The organism is Nitrosomonas sp. PY1, from assembly GCF_022836435.1.
In the GTDB taxonomy this organism is placed as follows: Bacteria; Pseudomonadota; Gammaproteobacteria; order Burkholderiales; family Nitrosomonadaceae; genus Nitrosomonas.
On the sequence record NZ_BQXC01000001.1, the window covers coordinates 1,841,012 to 1,862,935 of the forward strand.

3 protein-coding genes are annotated in these 21,924 nt (G+C 52.5%); all 3 read right to left on the reverse strand.

Features of this window, described 5'->3' with window-relative positions; genetic code table 11:
• Positions 1–47 precede the first annotated feature (47 nt).
• The 3 genes from W03_RS08540 to W03_RS08550 are packed head-to-tail and all read right to left on the reverse strand — an operon-like array spanning position 48 to position 21,834.
• A complete protein-coding gene (locus W03_RS08540) occupies positions 48–11,954 on the reverse strand; it encodes a non-ribosomal peptide synthetase (protein ID WP_244072561.1) in 11,907 nt (3,968 codons plus the stop codon).
• Entirely contained in the window at positions 11,954–16,534 is a 4,581-nt protein-coding gene (locus tag W03_RS08545) for a type I polyketide synthase (RefSeq protein ID WP_244072562.1), read from the reverse strand. Before W03_RS08545 ends, W03_RS08540 begins: the two co-directional genes overlap by 1 nt.
• Entirely contained in the window at positions 16,534–21,834 is a 5,301-nt protein-coding gene (locus W03_RS08550; RefSeq protein WP_244072563.1) for a non-ribosomal peptide synthetase, read from the reverse strand. The genes W03_RS08545 and W03_RS08550 overlap by 1 nt, the downstream gene beginning before the upstream one ends.
• Positions 21,835–21,924 lie beyond the last annotated feature (90 nt).

The window sequence follows — 21,924 nt, forward strand, 5'->3', positions numbered from 1 at the left end:
TCCAGCTAATTCCTCATTCAAGAGTCATCACTGAGCATCGATTGGATTCAAACAACGGGCGCAACAGAAATGGCTCCGGATTCAATCGAATCGCACCTGGCTTGCATCAAAACATCACCAATACCTTGCAATAATAAATCAGCACGAATGATCTCGAAATGACCGGCTTCAATTTCGAACGAATGAATCTTGGCGGGGGTAATCTGTTGTGCAAGTGCGGCACGATGGCTCTGTTCACGGTCCGATGCCCACCAGCACACAGGATTTGTATTAAGCACTTCTAATCTTTCTATTTGCAACGACAACATTTTCAAACGTCGTGCTACTAAAAAAACAGACGCCAGTTCATCTGTTCCCATGGCGACATAGCCAGTGGTTTTACAAGTGCCTGATTGGCTCGTGAAAGCAGCGTCGAGTATATCTGTCACCACTTGCTTGGTTGCATCCGTTTCCGGTGAATAAGCAAATGCACTCGACAATACACTATCAGGCGCCACACCAGGAGCAACAATGGTCACAAAATCGGCCAGATCTTGCTGCCAGCTATCCGATTGTGATAGTTCCACACCCGGAATGTACGGATCTATCAATCCCAAAAAAGCCACAGGCTGGCGCTTAGCTTCAAATATTTCCGACATCAATATCGCCAGCGTTCCTCCCAAAGACCAGCCGGCAAGATGCACTGGACCTTCCGGCTGAACAGTGCGAATCAAGGCACAATAATCTTGCGCCATCTGATGCAACGAAACATCCTGATGCGCTGGATCGGCAAGCATGCGGCAAGGCAAACCATACACTGTGCGTGCTTCCTGCAAATACCGTGCAAGCGGTTGATAATCGAAGACCGTCCCCAATCCCGCATGAATACAGAACAAGGGGTGCCGGTCGCTATCAACAACCGGCTGATTCAATATCAGCAAACCAGTCGTAGCCTGCTGATCAGTCAATCCTAGCAAGCTTGCAATAGTCGGTTTCTGCATCAGATCGCGTAACTTAATATTGAGATTCAGATGTTTCAGATTCCGGATACGAGCAATAACTTTGAGGCTGGATAGTGAATCACCTCCCAAGGTGAAGAAATTATCCGTTTCACCGACTTGTTCCACACCTAGTACTTCCTGCCAAATTTCAGCCAATGCCCGTGCTTGCGGCGTGGATGGCACACGAAAATTATTACCAATCGCTTCTGGCTCAGGCAATCGTTTACGATCCAACTTACCACTCAGTAATCGAGGCAATTCATCCACGGCAATCCAATATGACGGCACCATGTATTCCGGTAGCTGTTGCGTTAATGATTCTTTCAACCGGGTTAGTAACGATTGCTTCATGGTTCGGTTTACTGGCAAGATGTAAGCCACCAGTTGCGACCCGTTGTTGCCTGTGTGCACAACTATTGCCACATCGGTCACGCCACTCTCCACACGGATACGCGCCTCGATCTCACCCAACTCGATCCGGAATCCGCGTATTTTCACTTGATCGTCGGCACGCCCAACGTACTCAATATTACCGTCATTCAGCCAGCGCACCAGATCGCCAGTACGGTATAAACGTCCACCTGCAGAATTGAATGGGTCGGCGACAAACCGTTCCGCGGTCAATCCCGCTCGCCCCAGATAACCTCTGGCCAAGCCATACCCGCCAATATACAGTTCACCCACAACACCATCTGGCACCAACTGCATACTGGTATCCAAAACGTAGACCGTGCGATCCCCAACCGGACGGCCAATCGGCGCATAAGCGCAATCAAAACTACTTGCGGTATCAGTTTTCCAGATCAACGGCGTCACCACGGTCTCGGTCGGCCCATAACCATTGATCAATCTATCCGATCGCAAAGCCTGGCGGATCAGGTCATAAGAGGCTTTTGGCATCGCTTCGCCACCGAAAACATATAGCTCAACCGGAGGTGGATCGGTTCTGGATGACGCCCATTCGGCAATCTGACTCAAGTACGCAGGCGGAAAGGCAGCATTGGTAATTCCATAATGATGCAAGGCATCATAGGTTTGCTCGACCGTCCATAATTCCTGATCGCGTACCGCCAATCCAGCGCCAACCGTCAATGCAGTCAACCAGCGCTCATGTGCGCCGTCGAAGGAAAACGACATGAACAACAGCTCGCAAGAACCAGGATGCATCTCGTATATCTTTGCGGTTGCCTGACAGTGCATCGACAACGGACCATGTGTAACACCGACGCCTTTGGGTAGGCCGGTTGATCCAGAAGTGTAGATAACATACGCCAATTGCTGTTGATGCACCGCAATTACCGGATTTTCTGTGTGTTCGAAATTTCGATCAATGTCTTCCAGCACAAGCTGTGGCACATCGCTGTCAAAAACATGCCGGGTAAGTATCGCACGCTGCGTGATCAATAACGATAATCTGCTGTCTTTGATCATGAACTGCAACCGCTCGGTTGGATAATCTATATCCAGCGGTACATAAGCAGCGCCTGTTTTTAAAATAGCCAGGAATACCACGATGACATCGAGCGACCGTTCCATAGCCACGCCGATACAGGTTTCAGGCACCGCACCTAGCTGCATCAGTTCATGCGCCAAGCCATTGGCTCGCAAATTCAGTTCAGCATACGACATCTCCTGCTCACCCAATAACAAAGCAATCGCATCGGGTTGTACTGCCGCATTACGCTCGATCAGCCGGTGTACCGGATGGTAATCTTTTGTTACGAGTGAAAAATCGGCAGTACTACGTAGTGATAGTAATCTGACACGCTCTCGTTGATCGACCCACGACAATTCACCGACGGGACGAAGCGCATCAATCATCATTTCACGCATCAATGATTCCATGTGCGAACGCAAGTTTTGCACAAAACTTTCGGTGAAATCATTACAGCTATAAGCATACTCAATTTCCAACGTGGTTCCGATAACGACTTGCAAATCCATTGCATAACCCGTCATTCCGTTGCTTTGCATGACGCCGAACCGCAGATCATCGCTTTCCGAATTGCGCAATGTGGCGTCAATCGGATAGTTCTCAAAAACGACAATACTATCGAATAGAGGCTGGCCGGAATAACCTGCCCAGCGCTGAATATTCGCCAGTGCGGTGTGCTCGAAGTCTCGCAAACGCACATTTGTCTCCTGCAGCGCTCGCAGATATTTTGCGACAGTTTGGTGATTGCGGCGTGGCACCGGCACTGGAATGGTATTGATGAACAAGCCAATCATCTCATCCGAATGCGCGAGACTCAATGGACGCCCCGCCACCGTGGCACCGAATACGACGGTTTCTTTGTTGCAATAGCGCTGCAACAGCAATGCCCAGGCGGCCTGAACAAAGGTATTTAACGTGATGCGATGGCGTTGCACAAAGTCCTTCAAACGATCAGTTTCATCCACGTCCCACCGAGTATAAAGCAACGCAAAATCCGTCGATCTATTTCGAGGTGCAACCTGCCTAACGGCTTGTGCCAGCAACGTCGGCCCTTCCAACTGAGCCAGCTCGCTTTTCCAGAATTGCTGCGCCGCCTGGTTAGGCTGTTTTTCAAGCCAGCGTATGTAAAGCCCATAATCCGGACCAGCTTGACGTAACGGTTTGCCATAATATTCATCCAGCCAATCACGAATCAGCAAGGTATGGCTCCAACCATCAAATAGAATATGATGATGTGTCCAAATTAACTGGTGGCGGTTTTCCCCGATTCGAATCAAGCACAATCGCGCCAACGGTGGATGGAGGAAATCGAGCTCCCGTTTTAATTCCGTTTCGGCGTATGCTGCGATCAATTGCTGAAGATTGCCTTTATCCTGCCAATCTAATTGTACAACCTCGGCAACAGCACTTCTAAATACCATCTGCAATGGCCTTGAAAGCCCAGAGCGCCATAAAAGACCGGTACGCAACACTGCGTGCCGGTCTATCATATGCTGCCAAGCTTGCTCCATACGGTCGGTATCGAGTCCGTCTACCGTCACGCTGATCTGGTTAACATACAACCCCGTACCCGGCGTTTCCAGCGTATGAAACAACATACCTTCCTGAGTGGGCGACAATGGATACACATCATCAACTCGATCCTTCCTAATTCCCAGTGAAGCAATCATTTCAGCATCGAGATAATCATCCAGTCCGGCGCGTTCCACTTCCGCCTCGATTATTGTGGTTGATCCGATATTCTCCGCCACCAACGCCAGCGCCGCCACAGTCTGCTTCTCGAACAACTGCCGCGGTGTAATTTTCCAACCGGCCTGATGTGCTTTCGAGACGATCTGCAAGCTCAGAATCGAATCTCCTCCCAATTCGAAGAAATTATCATACCGACCTAAGATTTTAACGCCCAGCACTTCCTGCCAGATTCCGGCCAATATGACCTCAACTTCCCCCTGTGCCAACTCATAACCAGATACGCCGGAAAATTCCGCCTGTGGCAACCGTTTACGGTCAATCTTGCCATTGGCATCGAGAGGCAGTTGATCCAGTATGACAAATGCTGCCGGTAACATATAGTCGGGCAAAACAGATGACAGTGCCGCACGAATTTCTGCAACGGTGAGCGATTCATCCGGAAATAGCGTCAGATATGCTACCAATCGCGTACCGCTGGCCGCAGCTTGTGCCAATACAACTGCTTGACGAACTTGTGGAAGCGATAGCAAGTGCGTTTCTATCTCACCCAATTCAACTCTATAGCCACGGATTTTGACTTGATGATCCCACCGTCCCAGGTATTCGATCTGTCCATCCTCATGCCAGCGCGCCAGATCTCCGGTACGATACAACCTACCGCCCTTTCCATCGAATGGGTCGGCAATAAAGCGCGTTGCGGTTAAACCCGGCTGTTCCAGATAACCCCGCGCCAGCAATTCCCCACCGATACACAATTCTCCGGTTTGGCCACAAGCAACCGGAAGCAGATTATCATCCAGTATATAAATCCGGCGCGATGGCAACGGCTTTCCAATGGCGACAGGCTGCCATTGCTGTCGCTCGTCATGTCGATAGTCGCGACAATCAAACGCAGTCGCGGTGACCACTGCTTCGGTAGGCCCGTACACATTGAATAACCTAATGTGATCCAAACCGACGGCATGCCATTTTTGTAACGATTCCGGAAGCATGCTTTCACCACCGACGTTGATATGCCGCAGCGCAGAATAGCGTTCGTGCTGGAGCTGGTCACATTGACTGAGTAGAACGGACCAGTAAGCTGTGGTCAGATCAGCAATGGTGATACGTTTGTCGTGCAATTCACGATAGAAAGTTGCAACATCCCATAATTGCGAATCACGCAACACAACTGCTGCCCCATTGCATAATGCGGGAAAGAGTTGATCGATAAAAGCATCAAAATTAATGGTGGAAAACTGCAATATGCGATCGTCACACCGCAAACCATAACTGAATGCTGCCGCTTGAGCATGTTCAGCCAGAGCATGATGGGCCACACCGACACCTTTCGGCTTTCCGGTCGAGCCAGATGTATAGATGACATATGCCAAATGCTCCATGTGTAATACCACATTCGGATCGTGTGCCGGAAAACCGCTGAAACCCGATGCATCCAGCTCCACAATCGGACAAGTCACCGCTTGTTCGATTTTTGTGCGAACACGACCGTGCGTCAATAGCAGAGCAATACCGCTATCTTGGGCAATATGTGCCAGGCGTTCGCGCGGATAATCCGGATCCAATGGCACATAAGCCGCGCCAGCTTTCAATGTGGCTAGCAAGGCGATAATCATTTCAAATGATCGATCCAATGCGATACCGATCCGCTGTTCAGGTCTGATTCCAAACGCAATCAGATGATGCGCCAAGCGATTTGCCTGTATGTTCAATTCCTTGTAACTCAGTTCCCGATCCCCTAGAATCAGTGCCGCCGCATCCGGATGCAGTGCAGCCTGATGTTCAATCAGCCGATGCACCGGTTGCACCGCATCATGATCTCGCGTATTAATCCCCCAGTTCTGCAATTGCTGCCATTCTGCATCACTCAACAGCGTCAATTCACTTAAGCGTCGATTTGCATCTATGATCATCTCGCGCAGTAGCTGTTCAACCTTTTCAGCAAAGCTGGCTATAGTCTGAGGCTCGAATTCTGCGCATGCATAGCCGAAATGCAAAATCAATCCATCGTTTTCTATCACCGACACTGTCATCGGATAATGGGTTGTTTCATGAACCTTGACGCCGGAAAAAGTCAGTCCCCCTGGTGTGTGCTGTTGTAGAGTTGCGTCGACTGGATAATCTTCGAAAACCACGATACTATCGAACAGCCCTGTGCGTTGATAACCAGACCAGCGCTGAATCTCGTACAATGCCGCCTGTTCATGCTCACGTGAAGTCAGGTTTTGCAATTGCAAATCGTGCAACCACTGCCCAACAGTCCATTCTGGTTTGAAAGTAATTACGACTGGTAATGTATTGATAAATAAACCAAGAATATGGTCGGCATCAGGTAGCTCAGCCGGCCTTCCGGCTACCGTAATACCGAAGGTTATCTGTGATTGCCCGGTACGCTGCTTCAAAACCAGGGCCCAGGCAGCCTGTATGAGTGTATTCAGAGTAATGCGTTGCTGTACCGCAAACCGCGATACAGCCGATATCAATTCGGATTCAAGCACATGGGTATATTCTGCAAAACCGGAGTCAGCCTGCAACTTACCACTGGACGAAACTAGCCGTGTAGGTTCAGTAATCGTGTGCAGCAACTTCTTCCAATAGTGTTCCGCCGCATCCGTATCACGACCGGAAAGCCATTCAATGAAATCGCGGTAGCGGCTAGCCGCTAATGGAGGTTTCTCTCCGCTATAAATCCGCAACACTTCGCCCAGCAGTTGCGAAGTGCTCCAGCCATCTAGCAAAAGATGATGAAGTGTCAGAATCATGTGTGACTGTTGTCCGCAGCAATGCACGAGAACAATTTTAATCAGCGGTGGTTGATCCAAGCGGAATCCGGTTAATAACTCCGATTGTGCCAGCGCATCTAGTGCTACTTCCACGTCATGCTGTGAGACAAAAGCCCTGTGGCGCCAATCGTACTCGGTGAACGGTAAAATTGCGGTCTTTGCTACCCATTGTAGCGGCACTTGCCCTTCCGTCAAAAACCCGGTGCGCAAAATCGAATGCCGGTTCACCACCGTTTGCCAAGCCTCCCTGAATCGCGCAACCGAAAGCTTCATGATATTCGCACGTAATTGATTCACATAAGCTCGGCTATCGGTTTCAAAAACGCTATGAAATAAAATACCTGTTTGCAGCGGCGAAAGCGGATACAAATCCTCAATCCGTTCGATTGCAACAGGCAAATCATTCAGCTCGCTCTGAGAAACACGCACCAACGAAAAATCTGAAGGTGTAGCAACACTGACTCCGCTGGTACAATGCGCGATGATTGCACCGAGTTCCTGCAACAGGCGATGCCCCAATGCTGTTATCGCAGTCTGTACATGACGCGCCGAACTGAAATTGATATCGATACACAACTCGCCACGGGTAACATAACAATTGATAGCCAGATCATGAGTTTGCGGCATACCTGGATCAATCAGATCGCCAACCGGTTCATCAGCGAGTTGCCACAGAGAATCTGTCGTGAAACTGGCATCCAATTGTCCAAGATAATTGAATACCACTCGAGCTTGCGGTAATGCAGCGATGATCTGCCGTTGCTGCGCTGAACCGTGATATTTGAACAGCCCGTATCCTATTCCTTTGTTCGGTATTTCCCTTAGTTGTTCTTTGATTTTCATGATGCGCTGCGGCAAATTACCATCAGCATCGAGCATTACCGGAAATACGGTCGTATACCAACCAACCGAACGCGACAAATCGATATCCCGAAAAAGATCCTCGCGTCCGTGGCCCTCAAGATCAACGATGATATTCTGTTGCTCACATTCATCTCGCAACGCACCAGCCAATGCGGTTAATAGCAAGTCGTTCACTTGAGTGCGATAAGCGGACGGCGCATCCTTGAGCAATGCACGAGTTTGCTGTTGATCCAGCATTACCGTAATTTTGGTGCGATTCACGGCATCGTTGGCACCCTGCGGAAAATCACACGGTAGTGTGACCGGTATACCTTTCAAGTTTTGCCAATAGTCAAATTCGCTTTCATGTTGCAATGGATATTGCATCAAGCGCCGCGACCACACAGCATAATCGGTAGTCGCTCCGGGCAAATCGATATCATTTTGTCGTGCTGCCTGACGGTACGCCATCTCGAGATCTTCCACTACGATGCGCCAGGATACACCATCGATCACGGTGTGATGAATCACCAGCAGCAAACGCTGAGTATTATCGATCCAATCGATCAGCACCGTATGCAACAGCAATCCTTGCTGTAAGTTCAGATTACGCTGGGCAGCGTTACAAATGGCCAGAAACTGTGCTTCATCTTCTGCTTGTCTGACCCACAAGTAATCATGTTGCGATGCAGTGCTGGCTGTTTGCTGCCAAAAACCATGGGCATCCTCATCAAAACGAAAGCACAGCGCGCGATGGCGTTGCACCAAGGTAGTGATCGCTTGTCGTAGCCAATCGGCTTGTAATTTTTCCCGGCATTTCAGCAACACAGCTTGATTCCAATGAGATCGAACCGGTATCAATTGCGCAAAAAAATCCCGTTGCACCGGCAGTAGTGGAATCTGCGTCAAATCATCAATTCGGCCGAATTGTAAAGCAGCCTGATCACTTGTTTCAACAGGCGTTGCTTTCTGCGCTAAAGCAGAAATGGTTTGGCATTCGAACAGTTGCCGTGGTGTGATTTTCCATCCGGCACGGCGAGTTTTTGTGACTATCTGCAAACTCAGAATCGAGTCTCCGCCTATCTCAAAAAAATTATCATGACGACCGACACGGGAAAGATCTAGTACTTGTGCCCAAATATCGGCCAAGATATTCTCCACCTCGGTCTGCGGCACCTCGTATTCTTTGTCATGCGTAAATTCTGGTTGCGGCAGACGATCACGATCAACCTTGCCACTGGCATTCAGTGGCAAATGATCCAGAATCATGATCGTGGATGGCAGCATATAATCCGGTAATACGTGTGCCAATGATTCGCGCAAAACCCCACCGTCTTCCACCCGATCTTCATGCAGCACGGCATAAGCGATCAGCCTAGCTCCATGCGGACCTTCTTTGATTGCCGCAACAGCCTCCCGTACTGCCGGCTGTCGTAACAATTGCGCTTCGATTTCACCGAGTTCGATACGGAAACCACGAATTTTGACCTGATGATCCAAGCGTCCAAGATATTCGACTTGACCGTCGCGCCGCCAACGTGCTAAGTCGCCGGTGCGATATAATCGATCGCCCGTCTGACTGAACGGGTCAGCGACAAAACGCTCGGCAGTCAAACCGGGACGATTCAGGTAGCCGCGTGCCAATCCGACTCCACCCAGATACAATTCTCCTGGCACACCAACTGGTACCGGGTTCATATCGGTATCGACGATATAAGCGGTACGATCCCCCACCGGTGAACCAATCGGCAAATAACTTGAATCGAACCGGGTATCCGAATAGGCTTTAAAAATAAGCGGCGTGATGACTGTTTCCGTAGGGCCGTAGCCGTTGATAATACGCGGCGGTTGCAGGGTTTGCTGCACAAATTCGAAAGCGCTGCGACTCATCGCTTCCCCTCCTGCCGTATATGATCGAATCGGTAGGTTGCGCCCACCATTGCCGGCAAATTCAGCCAGCTGCTGCAAATAGCTTGGAGTAAAACAAGCAATGGTAATACGATGTTTGGCGATCTCACTAGCAGTCCGTTCGGCGGCCCACAATTCATAATCTCGCGGCATCAGTGTCGCGCCAAAAGCCAGCGGCACCAGCCAGCGTTCGTGTGCACCATCAAAATTGATCGAAGCAAACTGGAGCTCACGGTCTGCCGATGTCATACCGTACAACTCACCGATCGATTGCACATGCATCGCCAACGGTCCGTGCGCGACCGCCACTCCCTTTGGTTTACCGGTGGAGCCGGAGGTATAGATGATATAAGCCAGGTGTTCAGGATGTAGCGCCACGCTCGGATTGTCTTCCGGATAATCCGCAAAGGTTTCGGTATCCAGTTCCAGCACCGGGCAATGTTGCGCGCAGGGTATCTTTGCCCTGACGTGACTTTGTGTCAGCAGCAATCCGATGTCGCTATCGGTAATCATGTGTTGTAACCGCTCCGACGGATAATCCGGATCCAACGGTACATAGGTACCGCCTGCCTTTAATACCGCCAGCAGCGACACCACCATCTCGATCGAACGCTCTAATGCAATGCCTACCCGGCTCTCCGGTTTAACACCCAAAGCGATCAGGCGGTGCGCAAGTCGATTGGCGCACCGATTCAGGTGCGCATAACTCAGCTCTTTATCTTGGAAGATCAATGCAATCGCATTCAGCTGTTCCTCAACACGGCGTTCGATCAAGTGGTGCACGGGTGCAGTACCAGCATAACGCTGTTCGTTGACCCCCCACTTCAGCAGTTGATCCCATTCCGCCGTACTCAATAGATTCACATCACCCAGGCATTGCTGCGCATCGTCTGACAGATGCTGCAACAGACACAGATAATGTTCGCTCAGACGTTGTATCGTGTCCGCTTCGAACAATTCCGCGGCATAAGTGAAACGTGCTGCGATCTGTCCGTCCGGAGTCTCCACCGTATCCAGCACCAGTTCGAATTGCGCACTGCGTTCACCCGGTTCGAATTCGCTCACCGTCAGCCCGGGTAATTGATACAGCGCGCGGTAATCCTCGCGCAGGTGGTTGAACATCACCTGAAACAGCGGATTCTGGTGCAAGCTGCGTTCCGGTTGCAGCGCCTCGACCAGTTGTTCGAACGGCAAGTCCTGATGCGCCTGTGCACCGAGTGCAGCATCACGGACTTGGCCGAGTATCGCCGCAAGCGTCATGTGGCTATCGATACGGTTGCACAGTACTTGTGTGTTGACGAACAAACCGACGATGCGTTCGGCTTCCGTGCGGTGCCGGTTGGCGACCGGCACGCCGACGCGGATATCGTTTTGTCCGCTGTAGCGGTATAACAACATCTGAAAACCGCACAGCAGCACCATGAACAGCGTGACGCCGCGTTCCTGCGCCAGGCGCCGCAACCCGGACGCCAATGGCGCCGGAAATTGAAAGCTCGTGTGTGCAGCACAATAACTGTTAACCGGCAATCGCGCATGATCCACCGGCAATTGCAAGATCTTGTGCGTATCGCCCAGTTGCGCGCGCCAATAAGCCAATTGGCGCTCTTTTTCTCCGGCTTCGAGCCAGTTACGCTGCCAGATCGCATAATCGGCATACTGCACCGGCAATTCCGGCAACTGCGGCGATTGCCCTGCCAGGCAAGCCCGGTAGCATACCGCCAGTTCATCGATGATGATGCGGTTGGACCAGGCATCGGAAATGATGTGATGCATCGCCACGATCAGATGGTGTTCGTGCCCATCAATGCGGATCACCGCCACACGCAGCAGCGGTCCTTGCGTCAGATCGAACGGCGTCGTGACGATCTGCTTCGCTTCCTGCGCCGCGCGTTGCTGCCGCAAATCCGACGGCAATGTGCTCAGATCGATTGTTTGCAACGAAAAATCGTCAATCGCTTCGATCACCTGCTCCGCTTGTCCATGCGCATTGGCACGGCACACCGTGCGCAGCGATTCGTGCCGCTGCACCAGTATGCGGAAACTCGCCTGCAACGCCGCAACGTCCAGCTCACCGATCATGCGCAACGCTGCGCTCAAATGATATGCCGTACTCTGTGGGTCCAGTTGCCATAAAAACCAGTGCCGTTGCTGCGCATAGGATAATGGAACCGGGTCCATGTTCGCACGACGCACAATTTGCGCTTGTTGTGGTGCCGTTTGATTGCCGGTTTGAATTCTTAACGCCAATCGTTGGCGTTGCTCGGGCATCAGGCGCGCACGCCGTTGCTCCAATTCATGCTGCTTATTTATCATCAGGAACACTCAATCTCATCGAGTAATCTGGTTTCCACCAACGCGGCCAAACTAGCGATAGTGGGCGATCTGAAAAAATCGGCGGGATGCAAATCAATGGCAAAACCGGTTCGCACCCTCGCTAACAGTTGTACACCGAGCAACGAATCGCCGCCCAGTTCGAACAAATTGTCATCGATACCCACGGTATCGATACCGAGCAAGCTCTGCCAGATTTCCGCGATTTTGCTTTCCAGATCATTGGCCGGTGGATTGAAAGGGGTTTGCAACGCCGGTCTGGGAAACCGGTTGCTTTTCGTTTTCTCGGAGGGTATCAGAGCCAGCGGTTGCGTCAGTAGATCGTGCGGCGATTGACGCAGCCGTTCGGACAAATCGCTGGTGGATACGATGATCTGCGGAATGTCTGGGCCATTCACGATCAGCTCGAACAATTCCGCGCCTTCCCCGGGTGCAATCCCGATGCCTTCCGGCATGTCCATATCGGCGGCCATGCCGACTTCGCGCCAGCTGTCCCAGTTGATGGAAATAACCGGATAGCGGCCTTCCCGGTAAGCAACTTGCGCACTCGCATCCAGGTAGGCATTGGCTGCGCAGTAATCGATCTTGCTCAACCCTCCGGCAATCGTTGCCAAGGATGAACACAACACCATAAAATCCAGCGCTTCATCACAAAAAGCCGCCTGTAACGCTTGCATGCCTTGCACTTTTGGTGCTAAAACACGCGCGATGGTTTCATCAGTTTTAGTCGTCATCAAACCGGAACTGACTTCCCCGGCGGCATGGATAACGCCATCGATCCTGCCGAAATAGGCGCGTGCGGTTACCGCCGCTGCCTGTAACTGCCGGGTATCGGCGACATCCGCCTGGAGCGGCAGAACCTTGGCGCCAATTGCCTCCAATTGCTGAATTGCCGTAATCTTTAGCCGTAACGACGGATTCATTTCATCCGTCAAACCATCCTGCCAAACTGCTCTTTCGGGTAGATCGGTACGCCCCAACAGAACTAGCTTCGCGCGGTAGTTTTGCGCCAAATAGCGCGCCAGTGTCAGCCCGATTCCTCCCAGACCTCCGGTAATGAAATACACACCTTCTTGCTTAAAGCGTTGTTTCATCGTTGCCAACTTATCGACTGGCAGATAGTTTTGAATCCAGCGATGCGGGCCACGATATCCCACCAAGGTGTCATCGCTATCCATTTGCGACTCGGCAATCAACTGCCGGATCAGTCGTAACGGTATATCACCCACCGCATGCTGCGACTCGATATCGATAATCCGACAACTAAGATTGGCATATTCCTGTGGCATCACTTTACAAGGACCAATCAGCAGTGATTTCAAGGGATGCAGTGTCTCGCTGCCAGTCACATCCGCCATTCCGTTGGTAATCAGATTGATAGTGATTTTTGTGCCTGACGATGTAGCGCTTTGCGTGACTTCCAGTGCTTTGGCCAGATTCAATACGCTATAGAAATTTCTGCTAATGCCTTCTTTCAGAGATTGAACGCCTTTGTCACCGCTCACGCTCCACAAATGAAAAATTTGCCAACCTCGGATATTTGCATCATCGAACCTACCCAGCAATTGCACGAAGTCATCCGGTCTGTCCGGATTGATCGTATATTCGGTATCGTTAGCTTGCCGGAACGATTCGCCTGCGGTAACCACGACCGGATGTGCGCCTTGATCAATCAGAGCAGTCACAAGTGCAACCGAAATGGCATCTTCATTACTGAAAATTAAATAGCGATCATCTTGTTTTAGCATCCGTGTTTTTTCCACATCGACAGCCGTGCGTTGCCATGACGGAACGTACAACCAATCCTGAATCGAGTTTATATGTTTCGTCCTTGATTGGGGTCGGTTTGCCGCAACCGGCTGCGAGATCTGTTGTTGATCCGCTTCGATCCAATACGATTTCCGTTCGAACGGATACGTCGGCAAGGAAACACGGCGGCGGCGTTCCTGCGCATAAAAACCGATCCAATCGATATCGACACCATGCAGCCAGAGTTTCCCTAATGTTCGATAAAGATGCTGTTGTATAGATTGAACTTGGCTCGAGTGCGGCAACGATGACACGATCAATTGTTGTGGTTGCGCCGATGGATGACGCTGCGCCAGCTTGGTCAATGTTTCCCCAGGGCCTACTTCCAGCAATATCATGTCGGGTTGGTTCAACAATTGCTGCAAGCTATCGTTGAAACGTACCGTAGCGCGCAAATGCTGTCCCCAGTACTGCGCATCGGTGGCTTGTTGCGGTGTAATCCAGTCACCGCTGACATTGGAAAAGAAACGGATGGCAGGCGGATTCAACTTGAGTTTGGCGACACGCTCAACAAATACCGGTAACAACGCATCCGTCATGACGGAATGAAAAGCATGCGAAACATGCAATCGCCGGCAAAATACACCCCGCTCGCTTAGGTTCTGTTCGATAGTATCGATTGCCGCAACAGTTCCGGACAACACACACAATTCCGGCCCATTGACTGCCGCCAAATTGCAACCTTCGATCAGATAAGGCGCGAGTTCGGGTTCGGGCAGCGAAACCGCCAGCATGGCGCCGGACTCCATTTGTTGTAACAGAGAACCGCGCATCGCCACCAGCCTCAATGCATCCTCCAGCGTGAACACTCCCGCCAGACAAGCAGCCACATATTCGCCGATGCTATGACCGATCATCGCTGCCGGTTGAATACCCCATGTCATCCATAGCCGTGCCAGTGCATACTCGATCACGAACAGCGCCGGTTGCGTCACTTCGGTCTGTTCAAGCCGCGCGGCAGCGATCGACCGTTCCTCGTCGTTTTGCGGCAACAGCAACGCGTGCAAATCGTAATCCAGATACGGTTGCAATAAGCGCAAACAACGATCCAGCTCGACTTTGAAAACCAGTTCGCGCTGATACAAATCTTGCGCCATTCCGACATGCTGCGCCCCTTGACCGGGAAACATAAAAGTGACCGGATGATGTCCGTCAACCGATCCTTGCGAAAGAAAACTCGCACTATTCCGGCTGTGCAGCAGCGACACGGCATCATCATGATCCCAGCACAGTGCAACGGCGCGATGGGCGAAATGTTTCCTGCCGAGCTGCAAGGTGTAAGCGACATCTGCCAGCGCCAGTTGCGGGTGTGCGGCCAAATGCTGCCGCAGATTCGCCACGGCTTGTTCCAGTGCAGCGGAACTGCGAGCCGAAATGGTCAGCAATTGCCAATCACGCGATGAAGTGGATGGTTCTTGCGTTGGCGCCTGCTCCACGATCACGTGCACATTGGTACCGCCGATGCCGAACGAACTGACTCCCGCACGGCGCGGCAGCGCGCCGACCGGCCAGGCTTTGCAGCGCGTGTTGACGTAAAACGGACTGCTGTTGAAATCGATCTGCGGATTGGGTTGTTCAAAGTGCAAACTGGGCGGCAGCATTTCATTTTTCAGCGACAACACGGTTTTGATCAGACCCGCCACACCGGCTGCGGCATCCAGATGTCCGACATTGGTTTTGACCGACCCGATAGCGCAAAAACCGCGCTGCTCAGTGGTTTCCCGGAAAGCCTCCGTCAATGCGGCGATTTCTATCGGGTCACCAATTGTTGTACCAGTACCATGTGTCTCGACATAACTGATGGTATCCGCAGAAATACCTGCGATTGCCTGCGCAGCTAGAATCACTTCCGCCTGTCCTTCGACGCTGGGTGCGGTATAACCAGCCTTAGCAGATCCGTCGTTATTGACGGCCGAGCCTTTGATCACGGCATGGATGGTATCGCCATCCGCCAATGCATCGGCCAGCCGTTTCAACACTACGATACCGGCACCGCTGCCGATCACGGTACCGGCCGCCTTGGCGTCGAATGCCCGGCAATGCCCGTCCGGTGACAAAATCGCACCGGGTTGATAGTAATACCCTTTGTCATGCAACAAATTAACCCAGGAACCGCCGGCGAGGGCCATATCCGTTTCGTAATTCAGCAGACCGCGGCATGCCACATGCACCGCAGCCAATGAGGTCGAACAGGCCGTCTGTACTGTAATTCCAGGTCCACGTAAATTCAGCTTGTAGGCAACCGTGGTAGTCATAGAATCCTTGTTGTTACCATTCATCAGGCCCTGCAATGCAGAAATATCCTGTTTGTTCGCCATGCGATCGCTGGCCAGCAGATTGAGCATCAAATAGGTATTGACGCCGCATCCAGCATATACACCAATCTGCTGAGCATAGCGGCTAGCATCGTAACCTGCGCTTTCCAGCGCTTGCCAAGCCACCTCTAGAAAAAGCCGGTGCTGCGGATCGGTCTCCGCCGCCTCGCGCGGGGTATAGCCGAAAAAAGCGGCATCGAAGCCGTCGACCCCGGTTATCTCCGCACTGGCTTTGATGTAATGCGGATCGGCCAGTGCTTCCGCAGACACACCCCGTTCAAGCAATTCCTGGTCAGTAAAAAACCGAATCGACTCAACGCCATCCCTCAAATTTTGCCAGAACGATTCGGTATCGTTCGCCCCAGGAAACCGGCACGCCATACCGATCACTGCAATATCGATGGATGCAGCATCGGCTAATTGTTCGGAGTTATCCATTAATTTATTTTCTCCAATTTCTGTTTTCTTGACAGGAAAGCACTGCGTTGCCGCTGTGCTCGTTGTAAATGGCGAGGCAAGGATGAAACTGTATGCATTTCACTTTGCCCAAGAAATCTGGCCAAGCTGGCTACTGTGGTGTATTTGAACAAGTCGACAATGGCCACCGATATGTCCAATTCGGCCTCCAGGTTTTGCTTGACCTTGATCAATAACAGCGAATGGCCACCCAAATCAAAAAAATTATGGTGCAGCCCCACTTGCGGAATGTGCAGCACCGCCGCCCAGATTCCGGCAATCTTCGCTTCCAGATCGTTAACCGGCGGATCGTAATCGGACGCATCCGAATGATCCGGTACGGGCAGCGCCTGCCGGTCGATCTTACCGTTTGGCGTGAGCGGCAGCGTATCGAGGAAAACGATCACCCCCGGCACCATATAGTCCGGCAGTACCGCCGACAATACCGTTTTCAACGTCGGCGCATTCCTGTGTCCGGCATCCGGCATACCGACATAGGCGATCAGCCGCAAACCGTGCGGACCGTTCTGCGCAATCACGGCAGCCTCACGCACATGATCCAGCGCCAGCAATTGCGCTTCGATTTCACCCAGTTCGACGCGAAAACCACGCAACTTGATTTGCTGATCGGCACGCCCCCAGTATTCCAGTTGAGCGTCGCTACGCCAGCGCACCAGATCGCCGGTGCGGTACAAGCGTCCTCCCTGCGGATCGAATGGATCGGCGACGAAACGCTCGGCGGTCAGACCCGGCCGGTCGAGATAGCCGCGCGCCAAACCTGTGCCGCCGATATAGAGCTCCCCGATGGCACCAGAGGGCGCGAGATTCAATTCCGCATCCAGCACGTAAGCACAGCGCTTGCCCACCGGCTGGCCGATCGGCATGAATTCGCCATCCAGTTGTTCTAACAAATCCTGCCCAGAATCACCGACCCAGGCGGTCGGAGTGATGATTGTTTCGGTCGGACCGTAGGCATTTACCAGCCGCGCTTGCCGGAATCGCGCACGCGCTGCGGCAACGTCGGCGGTATGCCAGGCTTCGCCACCGACAATACAGACCCGGACCGAATGATCGATCCCCTCCAGCAATGGCAGAAGCATGCGCAAATAGGCCGGTGGCAGATGCAAACGATTGATGTGCTGCGTCGCGATGAGCTCGGCAAATCCCTCGCCTGCCAGTTGTTCCGGAGAAGACAATACCAGAGCAGCGCCCGCCATCAACGGTGTCATCCATTGTTCCGCAGCCGCATCGAAGTTGATGGAAAAAAACATCAATTCCCGGTCACCGGCGCGCACATCATAAACCGGCTCGATTGCAGCCAAATGCATCGCCAATGCGCCATGCGCCACTGACACCCCCTTCGGCCGTCCGGTCGATCCCGAGGTATAAATGACATACGCCAGATTGTCCAGATGCAGTACAACCATCGGATTGTTTGTATCGCCTGCTGCGGTGATTGCATGATCGAGCTCGACCACGGTCAGATCATCCCCTGTCGGCAGTTTTTCGAGAAATTGCGATTGAGTCAGCAGCAAGCGAATGCCGCTGTCCTTGATCATGTAATCCAGCCGTTCTTGCGGATATTCGGGATCGAGCGGCACATAGCAGCCGCCAGCCTTCAGTATGGCCAACAACCCGACCGGCAAAACGGCTGAATCACGCGCCACGGCAATACCCACACGCACTTCCGGTCGCACACCTAGATTGATCAAGCGGTGAGCCAACTGGTTGGCGCAGTTATTCAATTCGGCATAACTGAGTTGTAACGACCGGGTAACGATTGCAACCGCATCGGGATGCTTTTCGGCTTGCATTTCGAAACGCTGCTGTACCGGTGAACCATGCGTGAAATTCGCATTCGGTTTTCCCCGGGTATGCAGCAACCGAATTTCGGCTTCATCCAGCAATGCGATTTCGCCGATGGCTGTTCCGGGGTGCGTAGCGAGCGCCTGCACAATGCGCAGATACTGGCTTGCCATCCGCTCCACCGTCGCCCGATCGAACAAATCGGCCGCATAAATGAAGTGACCGCTGAGCTGTCCATCGGGCGATTCGACCGTCTCCAGGCGGAACTCCAGCTGACCGTCGGACTCCGGCAAGGCATACCCGCTGGCCTGCAATCCCGTGTACTGCTGCAACAGCCGGTAATCCAGTTGCACATGATTCAACGTGACTTGAAACAGAGGGCTGTGCCGCAAATCCCGTTGCGGTTGGAGCGCTTCCACCAATTGCTCGAATGGCAAATCCTGATAGTCCTGAGCGTTGATCGCATCCTCCCGCACCTGCAGCAGCAATTCATCGAGCGTCATGCGCCCGTGCAAGCGCCCGCGCATGACCTGGGTATTGACGAAAAATCCGATCAGCGATGCCGTCTCGATCCGGTTACGATTGGCAACCGGTACACCAATCCGGATATCCGGCTGCCCCGTGTGACGGTACAGCAGCACCTGCAAAGCGACGAGCAGAGCCATGAATAAGGTGATCTCCCTGGCTGCCGACAACTGCCGTAACGATTGCACGGCATCATCCGGAAAATCGAAGCGGTAGCGTGCAGCGCGATAATGCGTCACCGGTTTTCTAACATGATCGACCGGTAGGCGCAGCACGTCGTGTTCCGAGCCCAGGTAATTCTTCCAGTAAGCCAGTTGCCGGTCTTTTTCACCTGCATCCAACCAGCGCATCTGCCATTGCGCGTAGTCCGCATATTGCACCGGTAACGCCGGCAGACTGACCGTCCGTTGTTGCACGTGCGCCTGATAACCGGCTGCCAGTTCATTCAGCAATATTTGCAGCGAAGCAGCGTCGGAAATGATGTGGTGCATCACAAGTACCAGAATCTGTTCGTGACTGGTTAACCGGATCACCGCAACTCGCAACAAGGGGTCACGGGTCAAGTCGAATGGCTGCGACAGCAAGCGCGTGACTTCCATTTGAATACGCCGGTCGAGCTCCGATTGCGATATCGCTGTCAGATCAATCTCCGGTATTGGCAGGTGCAGCGACGGCAAAATCACCTGTCCCACGATACCGGTGCCACTAATGCCGTAATTCGTGCGCAGCGTTTCATGGCGTTCGATCAAATCATCCAAACTGACGCGCAGCGCATGCAGATTCAGTTCGCCCGTCAGGCGGACCGCATGCTGAACATGAAAAGCGGTACTACCCGGGTCGAGTTGCCACAAAAACCATAACCGCTGCTGACCGTACGACAAGGGTAACGTAGCGGTGCGTTCGCATTGGGTGATTCTGTGCTCATCGTTGATCCTCCCGCCTTGCACTCCCCGATTCGCGATCAGTTGGCGGATGATCGCCGCGCATTCATGCAGTCGCGGGTTTTGAAACAAATGACGCGCAGTAAAAGAAATTTGCCAATGATCACAAATCCGGGCAACTGCTTGAATCGCTTTGAGTGAATTGCCGCCGACTGCAAAGAAATGATCGTCGCGGCTCGGTCCGGTGCTCCCCAGTATCGCTTCCCAAATGACGGCGACCTCACGCTCGGTATCATCCTGGAACGCTTGATCCATTCGATTGCCACCGCCGAGCGCGAAACGACCGTATTCATAGATTGCATAAGCATCCAGCGTATGATCGATCCAGCCTTGTCGGCACGCGGCACGTTGCAACTTTCCACTCGAAGTTTTAGGCAATGCGCCGGGATTCAACAATACGGCGACCGACAGAGATTCATGACAACTGGCACTGACAGCTTCTGCGAGTACTTGTACCAAAGTTTCCGCGCTGACCAGTTTTTGCATATTGCGCGATATTTCGGCGGCGACACCGATGCCTTCGCCTTCTTCGCTCTCCACGGAAAATACTGCGACCCGGCCTTTGCGCACTGCATCGACTTCATCCTCGATGATCAGTTCTATATCCTGCGGATAAATGTTTTGTCCGCGCATGATGATCAGATCCTTGAGTCTTCCCATGAGGTAAAGCTGCCGTGCATGCACGAAACCCAGATCGCCGGTACGCAACCAGCGCGACCCGTCATGCTGCACAAATGCTACCGCGGTTTCTTGCGGGCGCTGCCAGTAACCCTGCGCCAGACTGTCACCGCTGGTCCAGATCTCGCCAACCTGATCGTCCGACAATGCAATATGTGTCTCCGGATCGACGATTCTGACGGCATGGCCGGATGCCGGGAAACCACAGGCAACGACCGGAATCCCTTGCTCGGATCGCTCCGCTCTGCCTTGCGCCAGTAATTCAGGTGAGAACTGCTGCGCTTTCATGCCTTCACCGCGCACCCCGCCGGTCACGAACAGTGTGGCTTCCGCCAAGCCGTAGCAAGGATATAGGGTTCCCGCAGGAAAGCCAGCCGGTTCGAAACGCTCGACAAAGGCACGCATGGTGTCTCGCCGTACCGGTTCGGCACCGCAGAAGGCAACCCGCCAGCAGGACAAATCCAATGCCTGCAATTGCGAATCTCTGATTCGATCGGCGCACAGCTGAAAGGCGAAATTCGGTGCACCACTGACCGTGGCACGATAGCGTGAAATGACTTCCAGCCAACGTACCGGGCGCTCGATAAAAAACTTGGGGGTCATCAGGATTACCGGCACCCCGCGGTGAAGCGGCTGCAACAACCCGCCGATCAATCCCATATCGTGATACAGCGGCAGCCAACTGACAAAAATATCGTCGGCAACGATCGACATGCCCTCTTCAAATGCCCGTGCATTTGTCATCAGGTTATGATGACTGACCATGACTCCTTTCGGAACGGCCGTTGAGCCCGAGGTATACTGTAAAAAAGCGATATCCTCAACTTGCGGTTCAAGTACTCGCCAATCCAGCGAACGGTTATCATCGACGGTATCAACGGTCAACACCGGAATACCGCCTAACTGCATCGTGCCGGCATCATTCAGCAAAGGTACGCCGTCACGGATGGTCACGATGCATTGTGCCCGGGCATCCGCAGCGATTGCCAGCAATCTTGCCATATGCTGCTCTTTTATCGTTTCCGGTGGAAATACCGGCACTGCGATTGCTCCGGCGTAGAGACATGCAAGGAAACCGATCACGTAGTGCTCATCGTTTTCCATCAGCAACAGCACTCGCCCACCTGGCATCACATGGCTCTGCAATTCTGCTGCGAAAGCCTTTGCACGCTGATCAAGCTGCCGGTAATCGAAGCGCTTCTCCTGCCAGCCGCCATTCACTTCGGATACGGTTATCAGTGCTGTATCATCGGGCCTTGTCAAAGCCAATTCTTGCAGGTGTGTTACCAGATTCACCGGAAAATCACGACTCGGAATCAATCTTGTGTTCATAACAATTTTCCTGGGGTTGCCCTAATGATAGGAAGTACCTGATATTTCAGATATGAAAATGTTAAAAATTCCCTGTCTCATGGTGATTAC

Coding starts and splice junctions, on each gene's coding strand:
- W03_RS08540 (WP_244072561.1), bottom strand. CDS start 11,954: ATGATAAATAAGCAGCATGAATTGGAGCAACGGCGTGCGCGCCTGATG.
- W03_RS08545 (WP_244072562.1), bottom strand. CDS start 16,534: ATGGATAACTCCGAACAATTAGCCGATGCTGCATCCATCGATATTGCA.
- W03_RS08550 (WP_244072563.1), bottom strand. CDS start 21,834: ATGAACACAAGATTGATTCCGAGTCGTGATTTTCCGGTGAATCTGGTA.